Source organism: Bradyrhizobium sp. HKCCYLRH2015, assembly GCF_051168215.1.
In the GTDB taxonomy this organism is placed as follows: Bacteria; Pseudomonadota; Alphaproteobacteria; order Rhizobiales; family Xanthobacteraceae; genus Bradyrhizobium.
Map to the genome: position 1 here is coordinate 170,660 of NZ_JBNPUO010000007.1, position 25,622 is coordinate 196,281.

24 protein-coding genes, 1 tRNA gene and 1 pseudogene are annotated in these 25,622 nt (G+C 66.9%); 15 read left to right on the forward strand and 11 right to left on the reverse strand.

The genetic code is table 11. From position 1 onward, the window contains the following. Window positions 1-57: 57 nt before the first annotated feature. Complete coding sequence (locus ACQR1H_RS19620; RefSeq protein ID WP_315800769.1) at window positions 58-1,335, reverse strand: PQQ-dependent sugar dehydrogenase; 1,278 nt, start codon at window positions 1,333-1,335, stop codon at window positions 58-60. 401 nt (window positions 1,336-1,736) lie between these two features. Between ACQR1H_RS19620 and ACQR1H_RS19625 the strand changes: the two genes are divergently transcribed. From ACQR1H_RS19625 to ACQR1H_RS19635, 3 genes are all read left to right on the forward strand, one after another. Then, entirely contained in the window at window positions 1,737-3,083 is a 1,347-nt protein-coding gene (locus ACQR1H_RS19625; protein WP_434908059.1) for an amidase, read from the forward strand. Between the two features lie 95 nt (window positions 3,084-3,178). Then, window positions 3,179-4,483: a nicotinate phosphoribosyltransferase gene (gene pncB, locus ACQR1H_RS19630; protein WP_434895410.1), complete on the forward strand. Its 1,305-nt coding sequence runs from the start codon at window positions 3,179-3,181 to the stop codon at window positions 4,481-4,483. A 116-nt stretch (window positions 4,484-4,599) separates the two neighbouring features. Next, a complete protein-coding gene (locus ACQR1H_RS19635; RefSeq protein WP_434908060.1) occupies window positions 4,600-6,036 on the forward strand; it encodes a caspase family protein in 1,437 nt (478 codons plus the stop codon). Between the two features lie 34 nt (window positions 6,037-6,070). Here the strand turns inward: ACQR1H_RS19635 and ACQR1H_RS19640 are convergent. After that, window positions 6,071-6,145 (reverse strand) — tRNA-Gly (locus ACQR1H_RS19640). 289 nt (window positions 6,146-6,434) lie between these two features. Here ACQR1H_RS19640 and trxA point away from each other — a divergent pair. Both trxA and ACQR1H_RS19650 read left to right on the forward strand, forming a co-directional pair. Beyond that, the gene (gene trxA, locus ACQR1H_RS19645; RefSeq protein ID WP_434846061.1) at window positions 6,435-7,355 is read left to right on the forward strand and encodes a thioredoxin; all 921 of its coding nucleotides are present in this window, start codon (window positions 6,435-6,437) and stop codon (window positions 7,353-7,355) included. Between the two features lie 48 nt (window positions 7,356-7,403). Next, window positions 7,404-8,078 carry an LON peptidase substrate-binding domain-containing protein gene (locus ACQR1H_RS19650; RefSeq protein ID WP_315715855.1) on the forward strand — a complete coding sequence of 225 codons (675 nt, stop codon included), beginning with the start codon at window positions 7,404-7,406 and terminating at the stop codon, window positions 8,076-8,078. Here ACQR1H_RS19650 and ACQR1H_RS19655 read toward each other — a convergent pair whose 3' ends face one another. From ACQR1H_RS19655 to ACQR1H_RS19665, 3 genes are all read right to left on the reverse strand, one after another. After that, window positions 8,079-8,909 carry an FTR1 family iron permease gene (locus ACQR1H_RS19655; protein ID WP_315800774.1) on the reverse strand — a complete coding sequence of 277 codons (831 nt, stop codon included), beginning with the start codon at window positions 8,907-8,909 and terminating at the stop codon, window positions 8,079-8,081. Between the two features lie 11 nt (window positions 8,910-8,920). Next, complete coding sequence (locus tag ACQR1H_RS19660) at window positions 8,921-9,217, reverse strand: cupredoxin domain-containing protein (protein WP_315800775.1); 297 nt, start codon at window positions 9,215-9,217, stop codon at window positions 8,921-8,923. A gap of 349 nt (window positions 9,218-9,566) precedes the next feature. Next, window positions 9,567-9,917 carry a hypothetical protein gene (locus ACQR1H_RS19665; protein WP_434908061.1) on the reverse strand — a complete coding sequence of 117 codons (351 nt, stop codon included), beginning with the start codon at window positions 9,915-9,917 and terminating at the stop codon, window positions 9,567-9,569. 90 nt (window positions 9,918-10,007) lie between these two features. Here ACQR1H_RS19665 and ACQR1H_RS19670 point away from each other — a divergent pair, with 90 nt between their 5' ends. The 3 genes from ACQR1H_RS19670 to ACQR1H_RS19680 are packed head-to-tail and all read left to right on the forward strand — an operon-like array spanning window position 10,008 to window position 11,737. Beyond that, a complete protein-coding gene (locus tag ACQR1H_RS19670) occupies window positions 10,008-10,550 on the forward strand; it encodes a TetR/AcrR family transcriptional regulator (RefSeq protein ID WP_315800777.1) in 543 nt (180 codons plus the stop codon). Window positions 10,551-10,606: 56 nt separating this feature from the next. Then, complete coding sequence (locus ACQR1H_RS19675; RefSeq protein ID WP_434857852.1) at window positions 10,607-10,804, forward strand: Trm112 family protein; 198 nt, start codon at window positions 10,607-10,609, stop codon at window positions 10,802-10,804. A gap of 3 nt (window positions 10,805-10,807) precedes the next feature. Further along, complete coding sequence (locus tag ACQR1H_RS19680) at window positions 10,808-11,737, forward strand: alpha/beta hydrolase (protein ID WP_434846063.1); 930 nt, start codon at window positions 10,808-10,810, stop codon at window positions 11,735-11,737. 58 nt (window positions 11,738-11,795) lie between these two features. Here ACQR1H_RS19680 and ACQR1H_RS19685 read toward each other — a convergent pair. Continuing rightward, a pseudogene (locus tag ACQR1H_RS19685) lies at window positions 11,796-13,019 on the reverse strand (ubiquinone biosynthesis hydroxylase); the annotation flags it as partial. Window positions 13,020-13,171: 152 nt separating this feature from the next. Between ACQR1H_RS19685 and tesB the strand changes: the two are divergent. Beyond that, window positions 13,172-14,047: an acyl-CoA thioesterase II gene (gene tesB, locus ACQR1H_RS19690; RefSeq protein ID WP_315800779.1), complete on the forward strand. Its 876-nt coding sequence runs from the start codon at window positions 13,172-13,174 to the stop codon at window positions 14,045-14,047. A 5-nt stretch (window positions 14,048-14,052) separates the two neighbouring features. Here the strand turns inward: tesB and ACQR1H_RS19695 are convergent, their stop codons facing one another. Next, window positions 14,053-14,928, reverse strand: a complete 876-nt coding sequence (locus ACQR1H_RS19695; RefSeq protein ID WP_316238566.1) for a DUF4339 domain-containing protein — start codon at window positions 14,926-14,928, stop codon at window positions 14,053-14,055. A gap of 208 nt (window positions 14,929-15,136) precedes the next feature. Between ACQR1H_RS19695 and ACQR1H_RS19700 the strand changes: the two genes are divergently transcribed. The 4 genes from ACQR1H_RS19700 (at window position 15,137) to ACQR1H_RS19715 (ending at window position 19,092) form a co-directional block, all read left to right on the forward strand. Further along, window positions 15,137-15,475 carry a P-II family nitrogen regulator gene (locus ACQR1H_RS19700; RefSeq protein ID WP_315800781.1) on the forward strand — a complete coding sequence of 113 codons (339 nt, stop codon included), beginning with the start codon at window positions 15,137-15,139 and terminating at the stop codon, window positions 15,473-15,475. Between the two features lie 92 nt (window positions 15,476-15,567). Further along, the gene (locus ACQR1H_RS19705) at window positions 15,568-16,878 is read left to right on the forward strand and encodes an ammonium transporter (RefSeq protein WP_434838808.1); all 1,311 of its coding nucleotides are present in this window, start codon (window positions 15,568-15,570) and stop codon (window positions 16,876-16,878) included. 333 nt (window positions 16,879-17,211) lie between these two features. Continuing rightward, entirely contained in the window at window positions 17,212-17,550 is a 339-nt protein-coding gene (locus ACQR1H_RS19710) for a P-II family nitrogen regulator (RefSeq protein WP_006611147.1), read from the forward strand. 39 nt (window positions 17,551-17,589) lie between these two features. After that, window positions 17,590-19,092, forward strand: coding sequence for an ammonium transporter (locus ACQR1H_RS19715; protein WP_315800783.1), 1,503 nt, complete (start codon window positions 17,590-17,592; stop codon window positions 19,090-19,092). An 858-nt stretch (window positions 19,093-19,950) separates the two neighbouring features. Here ACQR1H_RS19715 and ACQR1H_RS19720 read toward each other — a convergent pair. The 4 genes from ACQR1H_RS19720 to tsaD all read right to left on the reverse strand — a co-directional run bounded on the left by ACQR1H_RS19720 (window position 19,951) and on the right by tsaD (window position 23,379). Continuing rightward, complete coding sequence (locus tag ACQR1H_RS19720; RefSeq protein ID WP_315800784.1) at window positions 19,951-20,166, reverse strand: dodecin family protein; 216 nt, start codon at window positions 20,164-20,166, stop codon at window positions 19,951-19,953. Between the two features lie 325 nt (window positions 20,167-20,491). Then, the gene (locus tag ACQR1H_RS19725) at window positions 20,492-20,905 is read right to left on the reverse strand and encodes an EVE domain-containing protein (RefSeq protein WP_316238568.1); all 414 of its coding nucleotides are present in this window, start codon (window positions 20,903-20,905) and stop codon (window positions 20,492-20,494) included. Between the two features lie 184 nt (window positions 20,906-21,089). Next, complete coding sequence (locus ACQR1H_RS19730) at window positions 21,090-22,070, reverse strand: NAD(P)H-dependent glycerol-3-phosphate dehydrogenase (protein ID WP_315800786.1); 981 nt, start codon at window positions 22,068-22,070, stop codon at window positions 21,090-21,092. A 241-nt stretch (window positions 22,071-22,311) separates the two neighbouring features. Continuing rightward, on the reverse strand, window positions 22,312-23,379 hold the full coding sequence (gene tsaD / locus ACQR1H_RS19735; protein ID WP_434838806.1) for a tRNA (adenosine(37)-N6)-threonylcarbamoyltransferase complex transferase subunit TsaD: 1,068 nt from the start codon (window positions 23,377-23,379) through the stop codon (window positions 22,312-22,314). 140 nt (window positions 23,380-23,519) lie between these two features. Between tsaD and ACQR1H_RS19740 the strand changes: the two genes are divergently transcribed. Beyond that, window positions 23,520-24,248 carry a uroporphyrinogen-III synthase gene (locus tag ACQR1H_RS19740; protein WP_434838805.1) on the forward strand — a complete coding sequence of 243 codons (729 nt, stop codon included), beginning with the start codon at window positions 23,520-23,522 and terminating at the stop codon, window positions 24,246-24,248. Between the two features lie 50 nt (window positions 24,249-24,298). Further along, the gene (locus ACQR1H_RS19745; protein ID WP_434908062.1) at window positions 24,299-25,609 is read left to right on the forward strand and encodes a COG4223 family protein; all 1,311 of its coding nucleotides are present in this window, start codon (window positions 24,299-24,301) and stop codon (window positions 25,607-25,609) included. Window positions 25,610-25,622 lie beyond the last annotated feature (13 nt).

The window sequence follows — 25,622 nt, forward strand, 5'->3', positions numbered from 1 at the left end:
AATAGTTGGGGCTGCGGCCGCCATAAGGCAGCGCGCAGCCCCGCTTTCACGACGAGATCACTTCTTCTCGTAGCTGATGCGATAGATCGCGCCGGCCCAGTCGTCCGCCACCAAGATCGAACCGTCCTTGGCGAGGATGATGTCGTCGGGACGGCCGAGGTAGCCCTGGTCGCCCTCGATGAAGCCGGAAGCGAACACCTCTTGCTTGGCGTCCTTGCCGTCGGGACCGACGATGACGCGCATGATCCGGGCGCCCTGGTACTTGTGCCGGTTCCAGGAGCCGTGCTCGGCGATCAGGATGTTGTTCTTGTACTCCGCCGGGAACTGGTCGCCGGTATAGAACTTCATGCCCAGGGGCGCGACGTGAGCCCCGAGGTTCAGCACCGGAGGCGTGAACTCCGAGCATTTGTGGCCCATCGCGAACTTCGGATCCGGCAGGTCGCCCTGGTGGCAATAGGGATAGCCGAAATGCTCGCCGAGCTTCGAGATCATGTTGAGTTTGTCGCTCGGCAGATCGTCGCTGACCCAGTCGCGCGCATTCTCCGTGAACCAGTATTTGCCGGTGCGCGGATCGACGTCGCCGCCGACGCTGTTGCGCACGCCGAGCGCATAGATCTCGGCATTGCCGGTGCGCGGATCGACGCGGCGGATCTGCGACACCGATGTCGGCGGAATGCCGATGTTGAAGGGCGGTCCGAAGGGAATATAGAACCAGCCGTCCTTGTCGACCGCGATGTATTTCCAGCCATGCGCCGCATAGGACGGCATGTCGTCATAGACGACCTTGCCCTGGCCGAGATTGTCGAGATTGGCCTCGGCGTTCTCATATTTGATCAGCTTGTCGACGGCGATGACGTACAGATTGCCGTCCTGGAAGGCGAGGCCGGTCGGCATGTTCAGGCCCTTGAGGACCGTCTTGACCTCGCGCTTGCCGCCCTTGTCGCTGATCGCATAGACGTTGCCGAGCCCGAACGAGCCGACGAACAGCGTGCCCTTGTCGCCCCAGGCCATCTGCCGCGCGGCAAGCACGCCCGAGGCCCAGACTTCCATCTTGAAGCCGTCGGGCAGCTTCACCTGCTTGACGATCTTGGCGAGCTCGGCATCGGAGGCGCCGGTCGGCGGGCCCGATGGCGGCGCCAACCCCTTCTGCGCCTCGGTCTCGTCGCCGAGGAACCAGTCGTCCGGCGGATGCGTCCAGAATTCCTTGGTGCCCGATTCGTACTTCTTGAGCGGCTTACCCGCGTCGGATTTCTGCTGCGCGCCGGCAATGCTGGTGCCGGCGAGAAGACCGATTGTTGCAAGCGCAAGAATGCTTCGGTGGAAAGCCGATGTCATCGCTTCACTCCCATGAGGCAGCTCGTCTGGCTGCGTCTACTTTTCGGAACGTATCTGAGGACGTCCTTTGGCCGGCCACGTCGAGTGGTCCTGCGCGAAAATGGTAGCACATCCTGAGCGGGTGAGAAGCGGATTGCGGCGAAGTTTGCGCGGCACTCACGAGCCGCCTCTGCACTCAAAGCATGCCAAATGCGCGCTTGATGTGCGCGCTCTTGCAACCCATCGATCGCTTTTGCGCTGACGGCAAGCACGGCCATGCGCTGTATTCATACGCACTGATCGCAGGCGCGACTGGCGGCCGCATCGCCAGTCGCTACTCTGCGGCAGCACGAGCGGGCGCGGGCCGTGCGAGAACCTCCAAGACTCGTGCCGAACAAAACTCGTGCCAAACAGGATGCCCGATGTCGCGACAGTCCGAACTTCAGACGCCGAAGGCCGGTGCAGGTGTTCTCGAGCTGCTGCGCCGGTTCGCCGCCGACCCGGCCGCGGCGGCGGGCTATGGTGAAGAATGTCTGACGAGGACACGAGCGATCGAGCCGCAGTTGAAGGCGTTCGAATATCTGCCGCGCGACGTCACGGCGAAGGCCGGACCGCTGGGCGGAATTCCCGTCGCCATCAAGGACATCATCGCCACCTCGGACATGCCGACCACCAACGGCTCGCAGATCTATCGCGATCACGTCCCGGAGGCGGACGCCTGGGTGGTCGAGCGGCTGCGCAATCTCGGCGCGACGATCTTCGGCAAGACGGTCTCGACCGAGTTCGCGTGGCGTCATCCAGGCCCGACAGTCAACCCATGGAACCCCGAGCACACGCCGGGCGGCTCATCGTCCGGATCAGCCGCGGCGGTTGCGGCGGGCCTGGTGCCGCTGGCGCTGGGCACGCAGACGCTCGGCTCGGTGATCCGGCCGGCGGCGTTCAACGGCGTCGTCGGCTTCAAGCCGAGCTTCGGCGCGATTCCCCGCGTCGGCGTGCATCCGCTCAGCCCGTCGCTCGACCATGTCGGCTTTTTCGCCCGCCGCGTCGACGACGTCGCCTTCGCCCTCTCGCTGCTGGCCGGCAGCAGCGCCGACGATCGCCACGGCCGGCCGCTGCCGGGCTTCACGGTGGATGTTGCGCAGGGCGTCGCGCCGCTCTCCAGGCCGCGGCTCGCGGTGGTACGCTTCGCCAAATGGGAGCGCGCGGAGGCGGACCAGAAGGCGGTGTTCGAGTCGGTCGTCGACACGTTGCGCAACGCCGGCGCGGCGATCACCGAGATCGAACTGAGAGAGCTCGATACGGCAAACGGGAAGGCGGTCACCACCATCATGCTCAGCGAGGCGACCACGATCTTCTCCGACCTGATCGCGCGCTATCCGGATCGCGTCAGCGCAGTCATGAAGGACCATGTCGAGAGCGGCCGCAGCAAGACCGCCATGGAATATCTCGCCGCCAAGGCCGCGCAGGCGCATCGGCAGAGGGCGCTCGCAACCGAGCTCGACGGCTTCGATGCGGTGCTCACCTTGCCGGCCTTCGGGGAAGCGCCGCGCGGCCTCGATTGGACCGGCGATGCCGAATATTGCGCGCCCTGGACCTTCGTCGGAGCGCCAGCCGTCTCCCTGCCGGCGGGGTTCGGCAATCACGGCCTGCCGCTGGGCGTGCAGATCGCCGGCCCCTATCGCAACGACCTCCACGTGCTCCGCGTCGCGAAATGGGCCGAGGCGGTGCTGACGTTCGACCCCGGCGTGCCGCTGCTGGCGCGCAAATAGCGCTCACAAGCGCGAGCCAGGATGCCGCCGCGCCGCAAGGTTCACCTGCGACAAGCCCAGTGGCGGGTTTGCGACCGGCGCTGTAGAACGATCATATGACAGTCACAGACATCGCGAGCAGGACCTATAATCACGGTTGGCGCCTCGATCCGATCGTGCGCAGCCTGCTCGACACTGATTTTTACAAGCTGTTGATGCTGCAGATGATTCGGGAGTTCTACCCGAATCAGCAGGTGACCTTCTCGGTGATCAACCGGACGAAGCGCGTGCGGCTCGGCGACGTCATCGACGAAGGCGAATTGCGCGCCCAGCTCGATCACGCCAGGACCATCCGCTTCTCCAAGAAGGAACTGATCTGGCTGGCCGGCAACACCTTCTACGGCAAGACCCACATGTTCTCGCCGGACTTCATCGCCTGGCTCGCCAATTTCCGCCTGCCCGAATACGAGCTGCACAAGTCCGAGGGCCAGTACGAGCTGCATTTCCATGGGCCATGGACGCACACCACGATGTGGGAGATCCCGGCGCTCGCCATCGTCAACGAGCTGCGCTCGCGCCAAGCGATGAAGGGCCAGGGCCGGTTCGCGCTCGACGTACTGTTCGCTCGCGCCAAGGCCAAGCTGTGGGCCAAGGTGGAGCGGCTGCGCAAGCTGGACGGCCTGCGGCTGTCGGATTTCGGCACCCGCCGCCGTCACGGCTTCCTGTGGCAGCGCTGGTGCGTCGAGGCCGTGAAGGAAGGTCTCGGCTCGTCGTTCACCGGCACTTCCAACGTGCTGCTGGCGATGGACAATGATCTCGAAGCCATCGGCACCAACGCGCATGAGCTGCCGATGGTCGCGGCGGCGCTTGCCAAGGACGATGACGAGCTTCGCTTCGCGCCCTATCGCATTCTCGACCAGTGGCGGCAGACCTATGCCGGCAACCTCCTGATCGCGCTGCCCGACGCATTCGGCACCAAGGCCTTCCTGCGCGACGCACCCGATTGGGTCGCCGACTGGACCGGCTTCCGGCCCGACAGCGCGCCGCCGATCCAGGCCGGCGAGGAGATCATCGCCTGGTGGAAATCGAAGGGACGCGATCCCAAGCAGAAGCTCCTGGTGTTCTCCGACGCGATGGACGTCGAATCCATCGAGCAGATCCATCATCGCTTCTCCGACCAGGTGCGGCTGTCGTTCGGCTGGGGCACCAACCTGACCAACGATTTCGTCGGCTGCTCGCCGGACGGCTCGGTCGACCTCGATCCGATCTCGCTGGTCTGCAAGGTGACGTCGGCGGACGGCCATCCCGCCGTGAAGCTGTCCGACAACCCGGAGAAGGCGACCGGCGACCCCGCCGAGATCGCCCGTTACCTGCGGGTGTTCGGCGACGCCGGGCGAGTGCGCACGCCGGTGGTCGTCTAGGCGGCCAACACCCGGCGGCAATTTTCTCTTTTCTGCCACGATTCTTGTTCCGGTTTTGTTCGACTTGCGGTATTACCACCGCGAGCGTTCGGATCGGATGGCAGGAGATCGTTGGCATGCGTCGGGTGATCGGCCGAGTTGGGCAGCTGCTGTCTGCAATCATCCTTGTCGTCGGCGTGATCCTGATCACCACGGGGCCGGCTGCCGCTGACAAGCGGGTGGCGTTGGTGATCGGCAACTCCATCCACGAGCGCGCGCCGCTGCTGGACGAGCCGGCGGCGGACGCCCGGCTGATCGCCGACAGCCTGTCGCGGCTGGGCTTCACCCTGAGCGGTGGTGCTGCGCAGATCGACCTCGACCGACGCGGCTTCGATCGCGCGCTGGCCGAGTTCAAGGGCCGGATCGCCGACGCCGACGTCGCGCTGGTCTACTACGCCGGCTACGGACTCAACCTTGGCGGCGCCGATTATCTCGTCCCGGTCGACGCGGCGCCGGCGACGCCCGCGGACCTGACCACCGAGCTGCGCGACCTGACTGGCATTCTGCGCGAGCTGAGCGGATCGAGCTCCCGGCAAAACGTGATCATTCTCGACGCCTTCCGCTCCAATCCGTTCGCCGGGCGCGGCATCGCCGGTCTTGCCGCCGGCCTCGTCCCGGTCGACGTTTCCGCACAGACCGTGATCTCCTTTGCCGCACAGGCCGGGACGGCGGGACAGCGCGGTCCGGACGGTCACGGCGTGTTCGCCGCCGCCCTTGCAGAAGCGCTCAAGCAGCCTGGCCAACGCCTGATCGAGACCTTCAACCAGACCAACGCGGCGGTGGAGCGCGCCACCGGCGGAGCGCAGCGCCCGCTCGTGATGTTCACGTCGATCGACGGCAGCGCCCAACTGAGCGCCGCTGCGGCGAAGCCGGCGCAGCCCGCTGGCCTGGGCGCCGGACATAGCAGCGCTCCCCTGCCCAGCCCGACCGCATCCTCCGACGCGCCGGACGCGCGGACGCCCGGACTCGCGGTGCTGTATGACGAGGATCTCTCCAACCCCAACGGCAAGCGGTATTCTGGCTCGGTGACCTGGCGGACCGAGACGGTCAAGAATGCACAATCAGGGCGGCCCACGCCGGTGATCCGTGGCGAGATCGACATTCCCGAGCGCAAGCTGAAGGTCAGCCTGCAGCTGCGCCGCAACGACGATCCCAGCCTGCCGGCCAGCCATGTCGCCGAGCTCACCTTCAGGCCCGCCGCCGATTTCGTCGGTGGCGGCGTCAGCAACGTGCCGGGAATGCTGATGAAGACGGATGAGAAGTCGCGCGGGACGCCGCTCGCCGGGCTCTCCGTCAAGATCACCGAAGGCTCGTTCCTGGTCGGCTTGTCCAACGTCGAGGCCGATCGCACACGCAATGAGGAGCTTCTCGCGCGGCGCGAATGGTTCGACATCCCGGTCGTCTATGCGAACCAGCGCCGGGGCATCCTCGCAATCGGCAAAGGTCCAAGTGGGGATCGGATATTTGCCGACGCACTCGCGGCCTGGGACAAATCCCCGGCGACGAAACGATGAGGCATAAAGCGAGAGAGCAACGGAGCGGAATTTTTGGAGCGGGCGAAGGGGTTCGAACCCTCGACCCCGACCTTGGCAAGGTCGTGCTCTACCACTGAGCTACACCCGCATCCGTGACGCCTTGGCGGCGTGGCCGCCAGCGACGGGCAGACCTATGCCAAATGCCGCGGACGAATGCAACAGGTCTGCGACAGGTTTCGTACGCCGGCGACGTTCAAATTTTAGCGGTCGGGACCGGCCGAACCGGGCCAAAACCTGCCCATCACCGGACCGCGATGGGCGCTGATTGAAATTTCCGGCTGGACCGCCACTTAAAGTGAAAGAAAACGTGTATTGAGGCGCGGCGGCGGCCGGTTCCCGGTCGCCGTCCATCGGAATTTTTTCGGACGAGGGACCCCGTGACCATTGTTGAACAGGGCGGCGGAGCGGCGCCGCAGGTGCCGGATCTGATCAAGGACACCACGACGCAGAGCTTCGTGAAGGACGTCATCGAGGAATCGAAGCGGCAGCCGGTCCTCATCGACTTCTGGGCGCCGTGGTGCGGACCGTGCAAGCAGCTGACGCCCATCCTGGAAAAGGCCGTCAAGGCCGCCAAGGGCAAGGTCAAGCTGGTCAAGATGAACATCGACGAGCATCCGGCCATCCCGGGCCAGATGGGCATCCAGTCGATTCCGGCCGTGATCGCGTTCGTCGGCGGACGGCCCGCCGATGGCTTCATGGGTGCCGTGCCCGAGAGCCAGGTCGCCACCTTCATCGAAAAGATCACCAAGGGCGTTCCCGGCGCCGGCGAGCCCGACATCGCCGAGATCCTCAAGGAAGCCGAAGCCGTGCTGGCCGAGGGCGATGCGGCCGGCGCGGCCGAGATCTATGCCGAGGTGCTCGCGGTCGACGCCGCCAACATCCCGGCGATCGCCGGGCTTGCCAAGTGCCAGGTCGAGCTCGGCGCGATCGACGAGGCCAAGCAGACGCTGGCGATGGTCCCGGACTCCAAGCGCAGCGATTCGGCGGTCTCCGCCGTGCAGGCCGCGATCGATCTGGCCGAGCAGGCCCAGTCGCTCGGGCCGGTCGGCGAGCTCGAACAGAAGGTCGCCGCCAATCCGCTCGACCACCAGGCGCGTTTCGACCTGGCGACCGCGCTGAACGCCGCGGGCAAGCGGAAGGAAGCCACCGACCAGTTGCTCGAGATCGTGAAGCGTGACCGCAAATGGAACGAGGACGGCGCGCGCAAGCAGCTCGTGCAGTTCTTCGAAGCCTGGGGCGGCGCCGACGAGGCCACCATCGAGGGCCGCAAGCGGCTGTCGACGATCCTGTTTTCGTAACCCGGCTGGGCGGGACGCGCGCTCGTTCCAGCGGACACGAGGTATCGCATGCCGATCAATGCCGAATATCGCGGTCCCGCCGAGCTGCCGGAGATCGTTCCGGTGTTTCCGTTGGCGGGAGCCTTGCTGCTGCCGCGCGGCCAAATGCCGCTCAACATCTTCGAGCCGCGTTATCTCGCGATGGTCGACGATGCGCTTCGCGACGGCCATCGGCTCATCGGCATGATCCAGCCCGACGTCACCCATTCCTCCAGCGAGGAGCGCCCGGTGCTGTTCAAGGTCGGCTGCGTCGGCCGGATCACGCAGCTCGCCGAGTCCGGCGATGGCCGCTACATCCTCGAGCTCACCGGCGTGTCCCGCTTCAAGGTGGTCGAGGAAATGACGGTGCTGACGCCCTATCGGCAGTGCAAGGTCGATTATTTCCCGTTCGTCGATGATTTCACGGCGCGCAAGGGTGAGGACGCGGTCGACCGCGAGGCGCTGCTCGCGGTGCTCACCGACTTCCTCAAGGCCAATAATCTGAAGGTCGATTGGGCCGGCATCGAAGCGGCGCCGAACGAGGCGCTCGTGAACGCGCTGGCGATGATGTCGCCCTACGGACCGGCGGAGAAGCAGGCGATGCTCGAGGCGCCGGACCTGAAGACCCGCGCCGAAATCCTCATCGCCGTGACCGAGATGGATCTCGCCAAGAAGCGGACCTCGGGCGATCCGCCGCTGCAATGATCATTCGGCGGGAGCCGCACGCGGCGCTGGCGGAGCCGCCGTCAGACGCATCAGCGCGATGGTGGCGACGATCACCCCGATGTAGACTGCAAGCTGCATCGCGGTAGGCTGATCAGTATAGCCGATCAGAGCCTTGAGCGTCCGCCCGGCGACGCCACGCTCGGGCAGAACCGCGCTCGAATCCCACACCACCTGGTCGAATGACGTCAGCCAGTTGGCGCGGGCGAGAAAGAACACCGCCTGCGCGGCCATTCCCGCCGACAACAGGGTGATCAGCACGGTGGTGGTCTTGAACAGCGCGCGCGGCGGGATGCGCATCAGACCGAGATAGGTCGCGAGACAGACGGCGACGCCGAGCAGCAGGCCAAGAACGCCGCCACCGAGCAGCGCCCGCCCGCCGCCGTCGCCGGAGGCCGCCACGCCATACAGAAACAGCGCGACCTCACTGCCCTCGCGCAACACGGCGATGGCGATCACGGTCGCCAGCGCGACCAGCGGCTTGGCGCCTTCGGCCACCGCCTGGCCCATCGTCCGCAGCTCGTTGCTCATCTCGCGGCCGTGCCGGGCCATCCAGACATTGTGCCAGGTCAGCATGATCACGGCAGCCGACAGGATCCCCGCATTGAACAATTCCTGTCCCATGCCTTCAAAGAGCTGAGTCAGCGTTCCCGCGAACGCCGCGACGATGCATGCGCCGACCAGGCCGGCAAACAGCCCCGCGCCGATCCAGCGCAGGCGATGCGGGACCGCGCTGGTGACGGCAAGCACGATGCCGACGATCAGGCCGGCTTCGAACACTTCGCGGAAGACGATGATCAGGGCGGCGAGCATGGGATCTGAACCTATTGGACGTTGACGAAGCCGCGGGCCTTTTCGTTGAAGTCGTTATAGAACTCGTAGCGCCCGGACTTCATCGCGCGGACGTTGAGAACCGCCTCGCTGTTGGCCGCGATCACCTTCTCGACCTTCAGGGTCTCGCTCTCGAACTCGATCGCCTTGCCCTCCATGTTCCTGACGCGGATGGTCAGCGGCGCGTCCGCAGGAACGGTCGGCTCCTTGGGCTCGAATTGACCATTGGCATAGGTGAGGCAGATCTCGTTCGATCCGCCGGCGTGCGCCTGCGCTGCCATCACGAGCATGCCGACGCTTCCACCTACGACGACCAACTTCCGCACCACGTCGACCAACATCGATCCGTCCCCTCTCCTATCCAGACAAGCAAATCGGAGAACGGTTGCGCGCCCCGGATCGATGTCGACACCGGGCACCCGTTCGCGACGACGAACAACTAAGCGGCTCGTCGCCGTGTCTGCAAAGAGACTCCTTCTAAGTTGGAACCATTCTTGGCGAATGTGTCGCGGCAGTGGCCTCGCGGTGAACGGAGTGCGGCCGAACGGCAGTTGAGGCGACGCGGCGGTGACGGAGCGTCACGGTGCCTTCCTCTGGCCGGGTACGTGGCGGCGCTGCGGTCGACCGGAATTCCCCGCATCAGTAGCCGGCGATGGCGAGACCGACCACGCCGGCGAGCATGACCCAGCCGAAATGCCGCCCGCGCGTCGCCAGCGCATTGGCGCCTCCAGCGAAAGCGAACACGACGATGACCGTGGCCACCGTCCAATGCCGCGCCGGCTCCGACGCCATTTGCGGGGCGACGGCGAGCAGCACGCCACAGCCGATCCACGCCACCGTGCCAGTCTGCCAGACCAGCCGCAGCAGGGTTCGCAGCCGCTCCGGCGAGATGGCGGCACGCGCGAAGACCATCGTCTCGCCGAGCACGCCATGGATCACGGCGACGGTGATCGCCAGCAGCCCCGCGCATACCAGCAGCACATCACGCATGGCACACCCTCCATACAGTTCTGTATGGAGAATGCACGACGTCCTGGCGGCCGTCAATACAGTTGTGTATGGTCGTCGCATGGAGACGACATGACCGATCAGCTCTCGGCCGACGATTGGCTGGACCAGGGATTGAAGGTGCTGGCCAGCCAAGGCTTCACCGCGCTGAAGGCGGAACCGCTGGCGAAAGCCCTGGGCGTGTCACGCGGCAGCTTCTACTGGCATTTCGCCGACGTGGCTGCGTTTCACGCCGCCCTCCTCAAGAGGTGGCGGGAGATTGCGGCCGAGCAGATCATCACCGGGGTGGAGGCGAGCGCCGGCGACCAGCCGGCGATTGCCGTGCTCCTCCGGCGCACGTTCACGGTCAAGCTCGTCCTGGAGCGCGCCGTGCGCAACTGGGCCGGATCCGACCCCGCCGCGCGCCAGGCGGTGCAGGCCATCGATAGGCGCCGGCTGGGCTATGTCGAGAGCCTGCTTGCAGCCGAGGGACTGACGCCGGCGATCGCACACGCACGCGCCCAGGTGCTGTACTGGGCTTTTCTCGGCCATGCGCTGTCGGATCGGCCGTTGCCGGCCCAGCAACTGGACACGGTCATCGACGAACTGATCCGGATCGCCCTGCACAGGCCTTGATGGACGACAAGCAGGCGCGCGATATGCTACAGAGGCGCCCGCCGGAGACCCTTGCCATGAACGCCCCGCTCGAACGCCCCGCCAATTCCGTCGATCCCAAGCTGCTCGAGATCCTGGTCTGTCCGATGACCAAGGGCCCGCTGGAATACGACGCGGCGAAGCAGGAGCTGATCTCCCGGTCGGCGAAGCTCGCCTACCCGATCCGCGACGGCATCCCGATCATGCTGCCCGAGGAAGCGCGGAAGATCGACTGACCGATGCGGTCCGTCGTGATCCGCTGCGCGCTCGCTTTGGCGCTGATGGCCCTCGCTTCGGCGGTCTCGGCCGAGGAGAGCGCCGTCCGCATTGGCCCACTCGACGCCGTCTTGACGACGCCAGCGGGTGTCGCGCGCCCGCCGGTGGCGCTGTTGATCGCCGGCTCGGGGTCGACGGACCGGGACGGCAACGGGCCGCAGCTCAAGCCGGCGACCTTGAAGAAGCTCGCCGAGCAGCTCGCCCTCCAGGGCATTGCCAGCCTGCGCTACGACAAGCGCGGCGCGCGCGGCTGGAAGGCGGAATTCGGCAAGCCTGAGGACTTCCGCTTCAAGGACTATGTCGACGACGCCGCTTCGCTGGTCGACTTCCTGCGCGGCAAGTTCGCCCGCATCGTTCTCGTCGGCCACAGCGAGGGCGGCCTGGTCGCCATCCTCACCGCCCGCCGCACCCCGGTCGACCGCCTCGTGCTGCTCACGACGTCGGCGCGGCGGCAGGGCGATCTGCTCAAGGCGCAGCTCGAGAAGAAGCTGCCGGCGGCGAAGATGGAGCCGGTCGCCAAGGCGATCGACGCCATCATGGCCGGGCAGGTCGTGGACCCGCCACCGCCCGAGCTGCCGGTCGCGCCGAGCATGCAGCCCAGCATCGGCTCCGCCTTCGCAGAGGACCCGATCGATCCGCTGAAGCAGCTCACGATCCCGATCCTGATCGTCGGCGGCGCCCGCGATCACCAGATCGCACGCCTCGACATGGTCGCGCTCGCCGCCGCCGCACCGGCCGCCAAGTCGCTGTGGCTGCCGGACATGAACCACGTCCTGGTCGACGTCGCCAATGAGGACGAGAACCTCGCCTCCTACAACGACACGGAGCGTCCGCTCGACCCCGACATGGTCGAAGCCGTCGCCGGTTTCATCACGGCCGCAGGCCCGCGCTAGCTCTTTGTTTGAGCATGATCTTTTCGGAAAACCGGTCCCCACTTTTCCGGATCATGCTTTATAACGCTTCCCCCTTCAACAGCCGCGGCATCTCCCCGGTGAGGCCCGCGGCCTGCTTGATGAACAGCTCCTTCAGCGGCGGCGCGCGATCGACGATCCCAAGGCCGATGTCGCGCACGGCGCGCAGCAAGGTCGACTTGTTCGAGAACAGGAAGTTCAGCGAGTTGGTGGCGACGCCCATCGCCATCGTGTCGAAGCGGCGCCAGCGCTGGTAGCGCTCGAGCACATCGACCTGCCCCGGATCGATCCCCATGCGCGCAGCATCGACCACGACCTCGGCCAGCGCGGCGACGTCCTTCAGCCCCATGTTGAGGCCCTGCCCCGCGATCGGATGGATCACATGGGCGGCGTCGCCGACCAGCGCCAGCCGCGGCGCGATGAAGGAGCGGGCAACGAAATAGGACAGCGGAAACGCCCGGGGCTGGTCGAGCACCTTGAGCTCGCCGAGATGCAGGCCGGCGCGCTTCTCCAGCTCGGCGTGGAATTCCTCCGCGCCCAGCTCCACAAGGCGCTTCGCTTCCTTGCGCCGCTCGGTCCACACCAGCGAGGAGCGCTTGCCGGTCAGCGGCAGGATCGCGAATGGGCCGGGCGGCAGGAAATGCTCTTCGGCGCGGCCGCCATGGTCGCGCTCATGACCGATGGTGACGACGATGCCGGACTGATCATAGTCCCAGCCATGGGTTTGGATGCCCGCACGCTCGCGCAGCTTCGAACGCGCGCCGTCGGCGGCCACCAGCAGGCTGGCTTCGCAGCGGCTGCCATCGCCCAGGGTCACTGCAACGCTGTCGCCGCGCGTCTCAAAACCGGTCACCGGCATCGCCTTGAGCTCGACGCCCGCCGCCTCCGCATGCTTGACCAGCGCGTCGATCAGGTGCCGGTTCTCGACCATGTGCGCGAACGGCTCGCCGGCCTCGACCTGGCCCGCAAAGGTCAGGAACGACGGCCGCGTCGCATCCTCGAGCTTGGAATCGGTGATGACCATGTCGAGGATCGGCTGCGCCTGCGGCGCCACGTCCGCCCAGACGCCGATCGCGTCGAACAGCTTGCGGCAGGCCGCGACGATGGCGCTGGCGCGTGGATCGCGGCTTGGCCGGTTGGCGAGCGCCGGATCGGCCACGATGACGGGCACCTCGGGGCCGAGCCCCTGCCGGAGCGCCAGCGCAAGCGCCAGGCCGGCAAAGGCGCCGCCACAAATGACAATGCTTCGCTGTGTCGTCATGGCACCCTGCTCACGGTTACTCTTGCGGGGCGATTATAGCTGGGCGAAACAGGGGCGTGAACCAAGGGCTGCCACCCCAGGCCGTCATTTCCGGATGCCTGATCCCGCCCGAACGGGGCCGGAGCGGACGGCCGAGCCAGCGAAAGCAACACGCCATGTCCAAGGGACTGATCGACCTGATCTCGATCCTCGATCTCGAGCCGATCGAGGTGAACCTGTTCCGCGGCAACAGCCCGAAGACCAGCTGGCAGCGCGTGTTCGGCGGCCAGGTGATCGGCCAGGCGATGATGGCGGCGTGCCGCACCGTCGAGGGCCGGCTGCCGCATTCGCTGCACTGCTATTTCATCCTGCCGGGCGACCCGCAGGTGCCGATCATCTACCAGGTGGAGCGCCTCCGCGACGGCAAGAGCTACGCGACGCGCCGCGTCACCGCGATCCAGCACGGCAACGCTATCTTCTCCATCATGGTCTCGTTCCACAGCGACGAGGAGAGCGCGTTCAACCATCAGGACAGGATGCCGGACGTGCCGCCGCCGGAGAAGCTGACGGCCGAGGAGATCTCCAAGCAGCCGATGTTCCAGGAGGTCTTCCAGCGGATGCCGGACTTCATCCGCCGCTATTACGAATCCGATCGTCCGATCGAATTGCGCCCGGTCGAGCTCAGCCGCTATTTCGGCCAGAAGATCGACGACGGGCGCATCCATGTCTGGATCAGGACGGCGGCGAAGCTGCCCGATGATCCGGCGCTGCACATGTGCGCGCTGGCCTATGCGTCGGACTTCTCGCTGCTTGACGCCGTGATGGCGCGCTACGGCCGCACCTTGTTCGACAAGCGCATGATGCCGGCCTCGCTGGATCATGCGATGTGGTTTCACCGCCCGTTCCGCGCCGACGAATGGCTGCTCTATGCGCAGGATTCGCCGAGCGCGCAGGGCGGCCGCGGGCTCACCCGCGGCTCGATCTTCAAGCCCGACGGCACGCTGGTCGCCTCCGTCGCGCAGGAGGGATCGATCCGCGAGCGCCGGGCCTAGCCGCATCACATCGGCTGCGCGGTGCGCGGCACGACCGCGAATTGCGACACGTACCAGGCGCTGTACCAGCGCAGCAGCCACGGGATCGGAATGATCACCGAGCTGCCGAGCACGAACGCGAAGGTGCGCCACAGCACCTGCAGGCCCGAGCCGGTGAACACGACCTCGCGCCGCGTCCCCTGGATGTTGCGGCACACCCAGCGCATCCAGGCGGTCAGCACCCAGGCCCAGCCGATGACGGTGATGCCCGACACGATCATCAGCAGGTACCAGCCGGCATAGACGACGGGGCTGCCTTCGAAATGGATCGGCAACCGCTCGCCATTCGAGGCGAGGTTGCTCAGCAGCCAGCGCAGCACCATCCAGCCCAGGAACGCCGGGGCAACCAGCGAGATGAGGTTGAGGATCGGCCGGTCGCTGAGGCCGACATAGGCCAGCACGCCCATCGCGACGAAGACGTACCAGATGTCGAGCGGCTGGCCGGTGAAGGTGAGGTTCGGCCGGCCGGGCACCCTCATCCGCTCGATCACGTAGCGGTAGAGATAGACAGCGGTCCAGGGCGTGATGACGATCAGGAACTGGCCGACGACATACAGCAGCGTCCAGCCGAGATAGGACCAGATGTCGAGCTTGACCGAGAGCGCGCCGCCCGACGCGGCGGTGCCGGCGTCGAACGCGGGCGGCGTGGCCGGCGACATGCTCGGCACGCCCGACATCAGGCCGGGAATGCGCCCGGCCTTCTCCCAGCCGGCCATGCCGTCGCTCCACAGCAGCGTCTCGGCGGTCACGACGCCCCGGGCGATCAGGTCGCGCAGTTCGTCTTCCGAAATGGGACCCTGTTGCTGGCCTTGCGCCGCGTAATACCAGGAACGATTCGACATGGGATGTCCTTGAATAGAGGATGGCAGGAACACGTCTTCAGTCTGTCGGGCGATGTCGCGTTCCGTTCAGTGATATCCGTCACTCCTTGACGTTTTCGCTTAACGCTGCGCTGATTTTGTGCCATTTGCCTAGGAACAGGCCAAAACGGCCGTCCCAAGCCTGCCTCCGAAACAGGCTGCTTCGCTCCGAGGAAACCAAGGCCCGCCCATGAAGCTCGTCGTCGCGATCATCAAACCCTTCAAGCTCGACGAGGTGCGCCAGGCCCTCACCGCGATCGGCGTCCACGGCATGACCGTGACCGAGGTCAAGGGCTACGGCCGCCAGAAGGGCCACACGGAGATCTACCGGGGCGCCGAATATATCGTGAACTTCCTGCCCAAGCTGCGCATCGAGATCGCGGTCAACTCCGAGATGGCCGACAAGGCGGTCGAGGTGATCACCACGCATGCGCGCACCGGCCAGATCGGCGACGGCAAGATCTTCGTGACGCCGATCGATCATGCCCGCCGCATCCGCACCGGCGAGACCGACACCGACGCTCTGTAAACCGTTCAAGCAGCCGCGACGGCTGCACGCCCGCCGCAACGGCGCGGCGGAGCGAACATTCTCAACCTGATCCGACATGCCGGGGGACTGCCATGGGGACCTGCGCGTCTCGTTGCCTGCGCGCGCCTGCTGCTTTGGCTGCGGCGGCCGCGATCATCTTCGTTACACCCGCACGGGCGGCAGCGCCGTCCACGATCGATCCGGCCGACACCGCCTGGATGATCGTCGCCACCGCGCTGGTGCTGATGATGACCATTCCCGGTCTGGCGCTGTTCTACTCGGGCATGGTGCGCAAGAAGAACGTGCTGGCGACCATGGCGCAGAGCCTCGCGGCGGTGATGCTGATCTCGATCCTGTGGGTCGCGTTCGGCTATTCGCTGGCGTTCGTCGGCGACGGCACCTGGATCGGCTCGCTCGACCGCGCGTTCCTCGCCGGCATGGGCATGGACAGCGTCCATCCTGGCGCCAAGACCATCCCCGAGTCGCTGTTCATGCTGTACCAGATGACGTTTGCGATCATCACGGTGGCGCTGGTGGCGGGCTCGGTCGCCGACCGCATGCGATTCTCGGCCTATCTGCTGTTCAGCATCGCCTGGTTCATCTTCGTCTATGTCCCGCTGGCGCATTGGATCTGGGGCGGCGGCTTCCTTGCGCAGGCCGGCGTGGTCGATTTCGCCGGCGGCCTCGTCGTGCATCTCTCCGCCGGCACTGCCGGGCTGGTCGCCGCGCTGGTGATGGGACGGCGCCAGGGCTATGGCAGCGAGAACCTCTCGCCGTTCGACCTGTCGCTCGCGGTGGTCGGCACCGGCCTGCTCTGGGTCGGCTGGTTCGGCTTCAATGGCGGCTCGGCGCTTGGGGCCAATGCACATGCGGTGATGGCGATCCTGACCACGCATCTCGCCGCCTGCGCCGGCGCCGTCACCTGGGGCGCGCTGGAATGGTCGACCCGGCGCAAGCCCTCGGTGCTCGGCATGATCTCCGGCGCGGTCGCCGGCCTCGGCACCATCACGCCCGCGTCCGGCTTCGTCGCGCCGTGGCACGGCCTGGTGATCGGCGCGCTCGCCGGTGTCATCTGCTACTGGGCCTGCACCTCGCTGAAGCACCGCTTCAACTATGACGATTCGCTCGACGTGTTCGGCGTCCACGGCATCGGCGGCCTGACCGGGACCCTGCTGGCCGGCGTGTTCGCGACGGCCGCGATCGGCGGCACTACCGGGCTGATCGAGGGCAACCCAAAGCAGCTTGCGGCCCAGCTCTACGGCGTCGCCGTCACACTGGTGTGGTCGGGCGGCGTGACCTGGGGTCTCCTGAAGCTGGTCAGCGCCTTCGTACCGCTGCGGGTGTCGCGCGAGCACGAGCTGGAAGGGCTCGACATCTCCCAGCATGGCGAGGCGCTGCAATAGCTGCAGCAAACGGCGCCAATTGACCTGTTCGGCGTCGCGGGATTCTGCCCGCGCCGTGGGCAGCATTGTGTCTTGAGCCTGACATGCGCAACTTTTGCGCATGCCTGCCCATTCCTTGAGCGCGGCGGAATGGCGCAGCCCCTGATGCCCCCCCTGAGGGCTGAAAAGGTCAGGATTCACCGCTCGTTAGCCCTGACCAGCCGTCTGGCACGGCATTTGATTCTATCGCCCCCGGCTGTGCCCGCGTCGTGAAGATTTTCTCCGCGTGGTGAACCTCAGTCGACAGGAAGCGCTCGGTAATGTCCGTACCGGGCCCAAGCGGGGATTGGACCCATGAAAATTGTTATGGCGATCATTAAGCCATTCAAGCTCGAAGAAGTCCGGGACGCCCTGACCGCCATCGGCGTTCATGGTCTCACGGTGACGGAAGTGAAGGGGTACGGCCGTCAGAAAGGTCATACGGAAATCTACCGCGGCGCCGAATATGCGGTGAGCTTCCTGCCCAAGATCAAGATCGAGGTCGCGATCCCCTCCGACCAGGTCGACAAGACCATCGATGCCATCTCCTCGGCCGCCAAGACCGGCCAGATCGGCGACGGCAAGATCTTCGTCATCAGCCTCGACCACGCCGTGCGCATCCGCACCGGCGAAGCGGACGCTGCGGCCCTTTGATTTCGCGCTCAAACCAGAACACTTACGGAGTAGAATAAAATGACGTTCAAACGTCCAACCAGCGCGGGATGGATCACGCTCGCCATCGCCGGGCTCTGCGTCGCAGGCCTCGCCGACGTGGCGTTCGCCGAGGACGCGCCGGCCGCCGCTGCCGCAGCCGCCCCCGTTCCCAACAAGGGCGATGTCGCCTGGATGCTCGTGTCCAGCGCCCTCGTGCTGATGATGTCCATCCCCGGCCTCGCGCTGTTCTATGGCGGTCTCGTCCGCACCAAGAACATGGCCTCGGTCCTCACCCAGGTGTTCGCGATCGTCGCCATGGTCGGCGTGATCTGGACGCTCTACGGCTACTCGATGGCCTTCACCGACGGCGGCAGCATGACCTCGTGGGTCGGCGGCTTCTCCAAGGCCTTCCTGCACGGCGTCGACGCCAACTCGACCGTTCCGACCTTCTCGAACGGCGTGGTGATCCCGGAGCTGGCCTACTTCGTGTTCCAGATGACCTTCGCGATGATCACCCCGGCCCTGATCGTCGGCGCCTTCGCCGAACGCATCAAGTTCTCGGCGGTGATGCTGTTCATCCTGCTCTGGGTGACCTTCATCTACTTCCCGATCGCGCACTGGGTCTGGTACATCGCGGCTCCCGATGACGTCGCCGCCGCTGCCAAGGCTCTCGCCGCCGCCGGCGACGCCGCTGCCAAGACCGCCGCCCAGGCCAAGCTCGACGAAGTCACCGGCGCGGTCGGCTGGCTCGCCGGCGCTGGCGCCCTCGACTTCGCGGGCGGCACCGTCGTTCACATCAATGCCGGCATCGCCGGTCTGGTGGGCGCGGTTCTGATCGGCAAGCGCACCGGCTACGGCAAGGAGCTGATGGCTCCGCACTCGCTGACCATGACCATGATCGGCGCCGCGCTGCTGTGGGTCGGCTGGTTCGGCTTCAATGCCGGCTCCAACCTGGAGTCGAACGGCGTCACCGCGCTGGCCTTCGTCAACACCATGGTTGCCACCGCTGGTGCGGCGCTGTCCTGGCTGCTGTGCGAATGGGCCGTCAAGGGCAAGCCCTCGCTGCTCGGCATCTGCTCGGGTGCGGTCGCCGGCCTCGTCGCCGTCACGCCGGCCTCCGGCTTCGCCGGCCCGATCGGCGCGCTGGTGCTCGGCCTGATCGTCTCCCCGATCTGCCTGTTCTTCGTCTCCACCGTGAAGAACGCGCTGGGCTATGACGACGCCCTCGACGTGTTCGGCGTGCACTGCATCGGCGGCATCGTCGGCGCTCTCGCCACCGGCATCCTGGTCAACCCGGCACTGGGCGGCGTCGGCATCACCGACTACACCAACATCACCGGCAACAACGCCGGCACCTACGACTTCGCCACGCAGATGCTGGCGCAGATCAAGGCTGTCGTCGCCACGCTGGTGTGGTCGGGTGTCGGCTCGGCGATCCTCTACAAGGTCGTCGACGTGATCATCGGCCTGCGCCCGACCGTCGAGCAGGAGCGCGAGGGTCTGGACATCACCGACCACGGCGAGCGCGCCTACAACTACTGAGTTCTCCCGGGACTTGGTCGTAAGCGACCAGGTCCGCAACTTCGGTTCGGGCAAATACCCGGCAATGCCCTGACCGTTGAGGGGCTCCAGCGCAAGCTGGGGCCCCTTTCTTTTTTGGCCTTTCGACTGGGCTTGTCTTTTGTCCGAGATGGGCAGCCGCAGCGCTGCGGACAGGTCGTAGAGGCCGATCGCGTGCCACACCGCCGGTGTCGTCCCCGCGAACGCGGACCCATACCGCGTGATCTTTGTAAGGGGCAGGCGGCAGGTACCACAGGTCTGGCCGAACACACCCGGCCCTCCCTGCGCAACGATTTTAACGGCTGCTTCGCGTTCTCCCTGGTGCGCCGGGCCGTCTGGCCACCATCACGAGCGCGACACGCCAGGGCATCGCCACCCGCTTGATATCAGCGTCGGGATATCAGGACCGCGCGACTTGACCGTGCGTGCATCGATCGTTCGTCCGCGCAACTAAGTCACGCTGCGTTGACACACGCCCGTCGCATCCCACTGCCAACGATCCGTGACGGTCGCGAAACGCCCCTCATGCGGCAGCAGGGACGCGCGGAAATGTTATTTGCCCGACGTTGCAAGGGGAAATGCTGCGGCAAACTAAAACGACGGGCAGTTTGCCCATGGCAGGCTTGCGGTCACGTCCATCCCGCTCGGCTTTACGGTGAGCCCGGCCATCCCCGTCCTTGTTTGCTCAAAAGGAAGACGTGGATGCCCGGGACAAGCCCGGGCATGACGGAGTAGTTAGTTCGCGATCACCGCGCCCTGATGACGGGCGTGACGCCGAATAGCACGTCCGCCGTTGCTCTGGCCGATGGGCGCTGCGAGCAATGCAAGCCGATGGACGGCTCATGCACCTTCGAACTTGAACGACACGTTGAGCTTGGCCCGATAGGCTTCCACTTTCCCCTTCGCGTCGAGCTGCATGTCCAGCTTGACGACTTCCGCGACGCGGAGGTCTCGGAGTGTTTTCGCCGCCTGTTCGACCGCATTCGCGGCCGCCTTTTCCCAGGATTCACCGCTGGTACCGATCAGCTCGATGACTTTGTAGACGCTGTCAGACATGTCGTTCTCCTGTTCGGTATGAAGCAGGAAGCAGGAGCTTCATGCCACAACCGAGCGTAGCATCACGACATCAACACGGGAAGCGCTCGGCAGAGTATTGATCCCGAAGTTCACCCAGCCTTTCAGGGCAGGATTTCCTATTCTCAGATGCGATCGCGGCCCTCTACGCCGGGAACTTCTCGACTGACGACCTGAGGGCCATGGGCAGGCACTCGGCGAAGAGATCGCAACCAGATGGTCGACGAGCCGCGCAAGAAAGGTCTGGATCTCTGAGCCGCGCCAGGGCCGGGCGCTGCTGAGCCGGCATCTTACGCCGTTCGATCGGTTATACTCCGCCCAACTTGCAGATGTGCTTCCATTCCTCCGGCGTCACCGGCTGCACCGACAGGCGCGACTGCTTGACCAGGGCCATCTCACTGAGCGTCGTGTCGGTCTTGATCGCGGCGAGCGTCACCGGGGTCTTGAACGCCTTGTGCGCCTTGATGTCGACGCAGACGAATTTGCCGGTCTTGTCGGTCGGGTCGGGATAGGCTTCCTTGATGATCTCGGCGATGCCGACGATCTCCTTCCCCTCGTTGGAATGATAGTAGAAGGCGAGGTCGCCCTTCTTCATCGCCACCAGGTTCTGCCGCGCCGTGTAGTTGCGCACGCCGGTCCAGGCCTCCCCCTTCGCGCCCTTCTCCACCTGCTGGTCCCACGACCATACCGAGGGTTCGGATTTCACCAGCCAGTAGTTCATGATGCAGTTCTCTTTTCTCTTTCCATTCATCGTGGCCGGGCAAAAGTGCGAAGCACGTCTGTCAAAGGCCCCGGCCATCCACGTCTCACCGCCAGCTCTATTATCTTAGACGTGGATGCCCGCGACAAGCGGGGGCATGACGGCGGAGGTGGCTGCGCGACCGGTAGCGCCGCGCCTACACCGCTCACTCCTCCGCCTTGAACGGGCGCAGCATCAGCGCCTCGATCGCAGCGTCGATCGTGACGCTGCCGGCGAGAATGGCGGCCACGGCCAGCGCGACCGGCATCTCGACGCCGCGCGAGGTGGCGAGCTCGACCAGCACGGGCGCGGTGTATTGTCCCTCGGCGAGCTTGCCCGCCGGCAGCGGCTCGCCGCGGCCGAGCGCGAGGCCGGCGGCGAAGTTGCGCGACTGCGGGCCGGCGCAGGTGAGGATGAGGTCGCCGAGGCCGGACAGGCCGGTCAAGGTCTCGCTGCGCGCGCCATAGGCGCGGCCGAGCCGGACCAGCTCGGCGAAACCGCGCGTGGTCAGCGCCGCCAGGGCCGAGGCGCCGAGCTGCCGTCCGGCGACGATGCCGGCGGCGATCGCCAGCACGTTCTTGGCGGCGCCGCCGATCTCGACGCCGCGCACGTCGGTCGCGTGATAGGGCCGGAAGGTCGGCGAGCCCAGTGCCTGCACCAGCGCCGCCGCAAGCGGCTCGTCGCGGGCGGCGAGCGTCACCGCCGTGGGCAGGCCGCGCGCGACATCGTCGGCGAAGCTCGGGCCGGACAGGATGGCGGGGATCGCATTCGGCGCCGCCTCGGCGATGACCTCGGTCATGAATTTGTGGGTGCCGTGCTCGATGCCCTTGGCGCAGGCGATGAGCGGTGTGCCAGGCCGAAGCAGCGGCGCGAGGTGCATGACCGCGCCGCGCAGATGCTGCGCGGGAACGACGATGAGAACGGCGTCGGCGCGGGCGGCCCGGGCGAGATCGGCGGTGACGGAGATGCTGTCGGCGAGCGGAATGCCGGGCAGGCGCGGATTCTCGCGCGCGCTGGCGATGCGCGCGGCGTGGTCGGCATCGCGGGCGTACAGCGTGACGTCACGGCCGGCGCGTGCCGCGACGGCGGCGAGCGCGGTGCCCCACGCCCCGGCGCCGATGATGCTGATGGTTTGGAAACTGATCATGCGCGGCAACCGTCGCTGCGCTCCCTCTCCCCTTGTGGGGGAGGGCTGGGGAGGGGAGTGCCACGGGCGAGAGCGTTCGTGGGGCTACGCCCACCCCCGACCCCTCCCCGCCTAGCGAAGCTCCGCTTCGCGCGGGGGTAGGGGGGCGCACCGAGTTTGCCGCGCCAGCTTGCGCTATGGCGTACAAGAGAACGAGCCAATGGATGGCGCGTGCTCGGCGCAGCCAGCGAGTCTGCCACGGTCAAAACCCCGCGCGCGTATTCGCGAACTTGCCCGGCACGCTGGCATTGGCATCCAGCAGCCAGCGGGCGCGCGGGGCGGCGTCCATGCCGTCGACCATGCCGAGCGCGAGCCGCTCCAGTCCGGCCCAGGCAATCATCGCACCGTTGTCGGTACACAGCGCCGGCGGCGGCATGATCAGGCGGGTGCCGCCGGCTTGCGCGACATCGTCGAGCGCGCCACGGATCGCCTGGTTGGCGGCGACGCCGCCGGCGGCGACCAGCGCGGTTGGCGCGCCGAAGCGCTGCTTGAACAGATCGAGGCCGACGCGCAGACGGTCGGCGGTCGACTCCAGCACCGCCGCCTGGAAGCTGGCGCAGAGGTCGGCGACATCCTGGTCGGCGATGCTCTCCAGTCGGCCGATCTCGTTGCGCACCGCGGTCTTCAATCCCGACAGCGAGAAATTCGCATCGCGGCGGCCTAGCATCGGACGCGGAAACGCAAAGCGCTGACCGTCGCCGTTGCGCGCGGCCTGCTCGACTTCAGGTCCGCCGGGATAGGGCAGGCCCAGCATCTTCGCGACCTTGTCGAACGCCTCGCCCATGGCGTCGTCGACGGTGGTGCCGAGCCTGATGTAGTCGCCGACGCCGGCGACCGCGACGATCTGGGTATGGCCGCCGGAGGCCAGGAACAGGCAATAGGGGAAGTCGATTGCATCGGTGAGGCGCGGCGTCAGCGCATGCGCCTCGAGATGGTTGACCGCGATCAGCGGGGTATTGTGGACGAGAGCAATCGCCTTGGCGGTGGTGAGGCCGACGATGACGCCGCCGATCAGTCCTGGGCCGGCCGCCGCGGCGACGCCACCGAGCGCGGCATAGTCGATGCCGGCTTCGCGCATCGCTGCGTCGATGAGATGGTCGAGCATGTCGACATGGGCGCGCGCCGCGATCTCGGGAACCACGCCGCCATAGATGGCGTGCTCGTCGGTCTGCGAGCGCACGACGTTGGACAGGATCTGCCCCTTGCCGTCCGAATCACGCGCCACCACGGCGGCGGCGGTCTCGTCGCAGGTGGTTTCGATGCCCAGCACGAGCGTTTGCGATTCGTTACCCAATCTCAACCCTTTTGGTCATTATGAGTGCGCAGAACCGCCTAACACCACGAGGTCGCCAGGTGCAATCACCCGTCCGTTGCAGCCCGGCCGATCCGTATTCGACGGGAGCATAGCACATGGCCGTGCTGGTGACCCGTCCCGCCCCCGACAATGAGCGCACCGCCGCGGCTTTGCGCGCGCGCGGCTTCGACGTGCTGCTGGCGCCGATGCTGCGCTTCGAGCCGGTCGCGCTGCCGCCTGACGCCGGCCGCGACGCCGCCGGACTGATCGTGACGTCATCGAACGCGCTGCGCGCGGCCGCGCCGCAGCTCGGAGCGTCCGCCTTGCTGCGCCTGCCGCTGTTCGCGGTCGGCGACCAGACCGCGGCGGCCGCACGCGACGCCGGCTTCACGCAAGTGATCTCGGCCGCGGGCGATGCGACGGCGTTGCGCGACCTGATCGCCAATGGCGGCGGCGTCGACGCCGGGGCCACCCTGCTCTATCTTGCGGGCGCCGACATCTCGCGCGATCTCGCCTCCGAGCTCGCCGCGCGCGGCTACGACGTGGTCACGCAGACCGTCTATCGGATGGCACAGGTGACCAGCCTGCCACGCGAGGTCTGCGACGCGTTCGCGGCAAACGCGATTCGTGCGGTGCTGCATTATTCGCGGCGGAGCGCGGCGGCGTTCGTGGCGGCGATCCGGGCCGACGGCGTCGAAATCTCGGCGCTGGCGGTGCCGCATGCCTGCCTGTCGGCCAATGTCGCCGAGGTTCTTCGAGAGGCTGGCGCGACCCAGGTCACAATCGCGGCGCATCCGGATGAAAACGACATGCTGGAGGGCCTGACCCGTGCGCTACGGTCGTGAATGGCGTAAGAGGGCCTGCTCAATCTTGCCTCAGCCAGGGAACTTCCACCATGGTCGATGAACCCGACACCGCTGCACCGGCCTCCGACACCGGGCGGCCGAAACGGCCACCGCCGACCATCGACCTGGAGCCGACCTCGCGCGAGGAGCGCCCGTCGGCCAGCGAGAGCGCGGCCGAGCGGCCGACTGCCTCGCCATGGTCCGCGCCGGCCGAAGCCTTGGCCGAGGGGTCGTCGGGCGCGGCGAGCCAGTCGCATCCGCATGCCGCCGGTGACACCGAACCGGAATCTGCTGCCAGCGAGACGCCCGAGGAGACCGTCGCCGCGGCCGAGCCGCCGCGCGCCGAGCTTCCTCCGCTCCCGCCGCCCCGCCCGGTCTCGCCCTGGATCATCGCGCCATTCTCCGGCGCGGCCGCGGCCGCGCTGGTGATCGGCGTCGGCTGGATGCTGGGCTGGCCGCAGGTCGTATCGCCGTCGGCCGTCTCACCGCAGGCGTCCGCCGTCGACGCGCTCGCCACCCGCGTCGCCGGGCTGGAGCAGCGGATCGGCAAGCCGGATGGCGCCGTGACCGGGCGGCTCGATGCCGCCGACAAGGCGATTGCAGCGCTGCGCAACGATATCGCCGGCCTGCGCGCGCAGGCCGACAAGACGGTGGCCGCGCTCAACGATGTCAGGGCGCAGCCGCGCGACGGCGCCGCGCCGGCGCCCGCACCCGAGCCGGTCGATCTCTCCGGCCTGACCGCCCGCATCGATGCGCTGGAGCAGGCGAGCAGGAGCCAGAGCGCGGCGCTGGCGCAGGAAAGCCGCAAGATCACCGAGGCCGCGGCTGCCAAGCCCACCGACGACGCGCCGCTGCGCCGTGTGGTCGCCGCGACCCTGCTCGACGTCGCCGTGCGTCACGGCGATCCCTACGGGCCGGCGCTGTCGACGGCGAAGTCGCTGGCGCCCGATCCGGCCGCGCTGAAGCCGCTGGAGGTCTTCGCCACCAGCGGCGTGCCGAGCCCCGCGGCGCTCAGCCGCGAGCTGCTCACCATCGTGCCGAAGCTCTCGCCGCCGGCGCCGGAGAGCACCACGGGAACCTCGATCCTCAGCAAGCTCTCGGCCGGCGCCTCGAGCCTGGTCAAGGTCGAGCGCACCGACGGCGCCGGCACCGATCGCGGCGCGGTGGTGGCACGGATCACCGCGGCGGCGCTGCGCAACGATTTCGCCGAGGCGCGCCGCGAGCTGAAGGGTCTCTCGCCGGAGGATCGCGCTCCCGCCAATGACTGGCTCGCACGTGCCGACGCCCGCGACGCCGCGCTGTCGACCGCCCGCAAATTCGCCGACGACGCGATGACCGCGCTCGCCAAACCCGCGCAATAGGACGCCCAAGGAC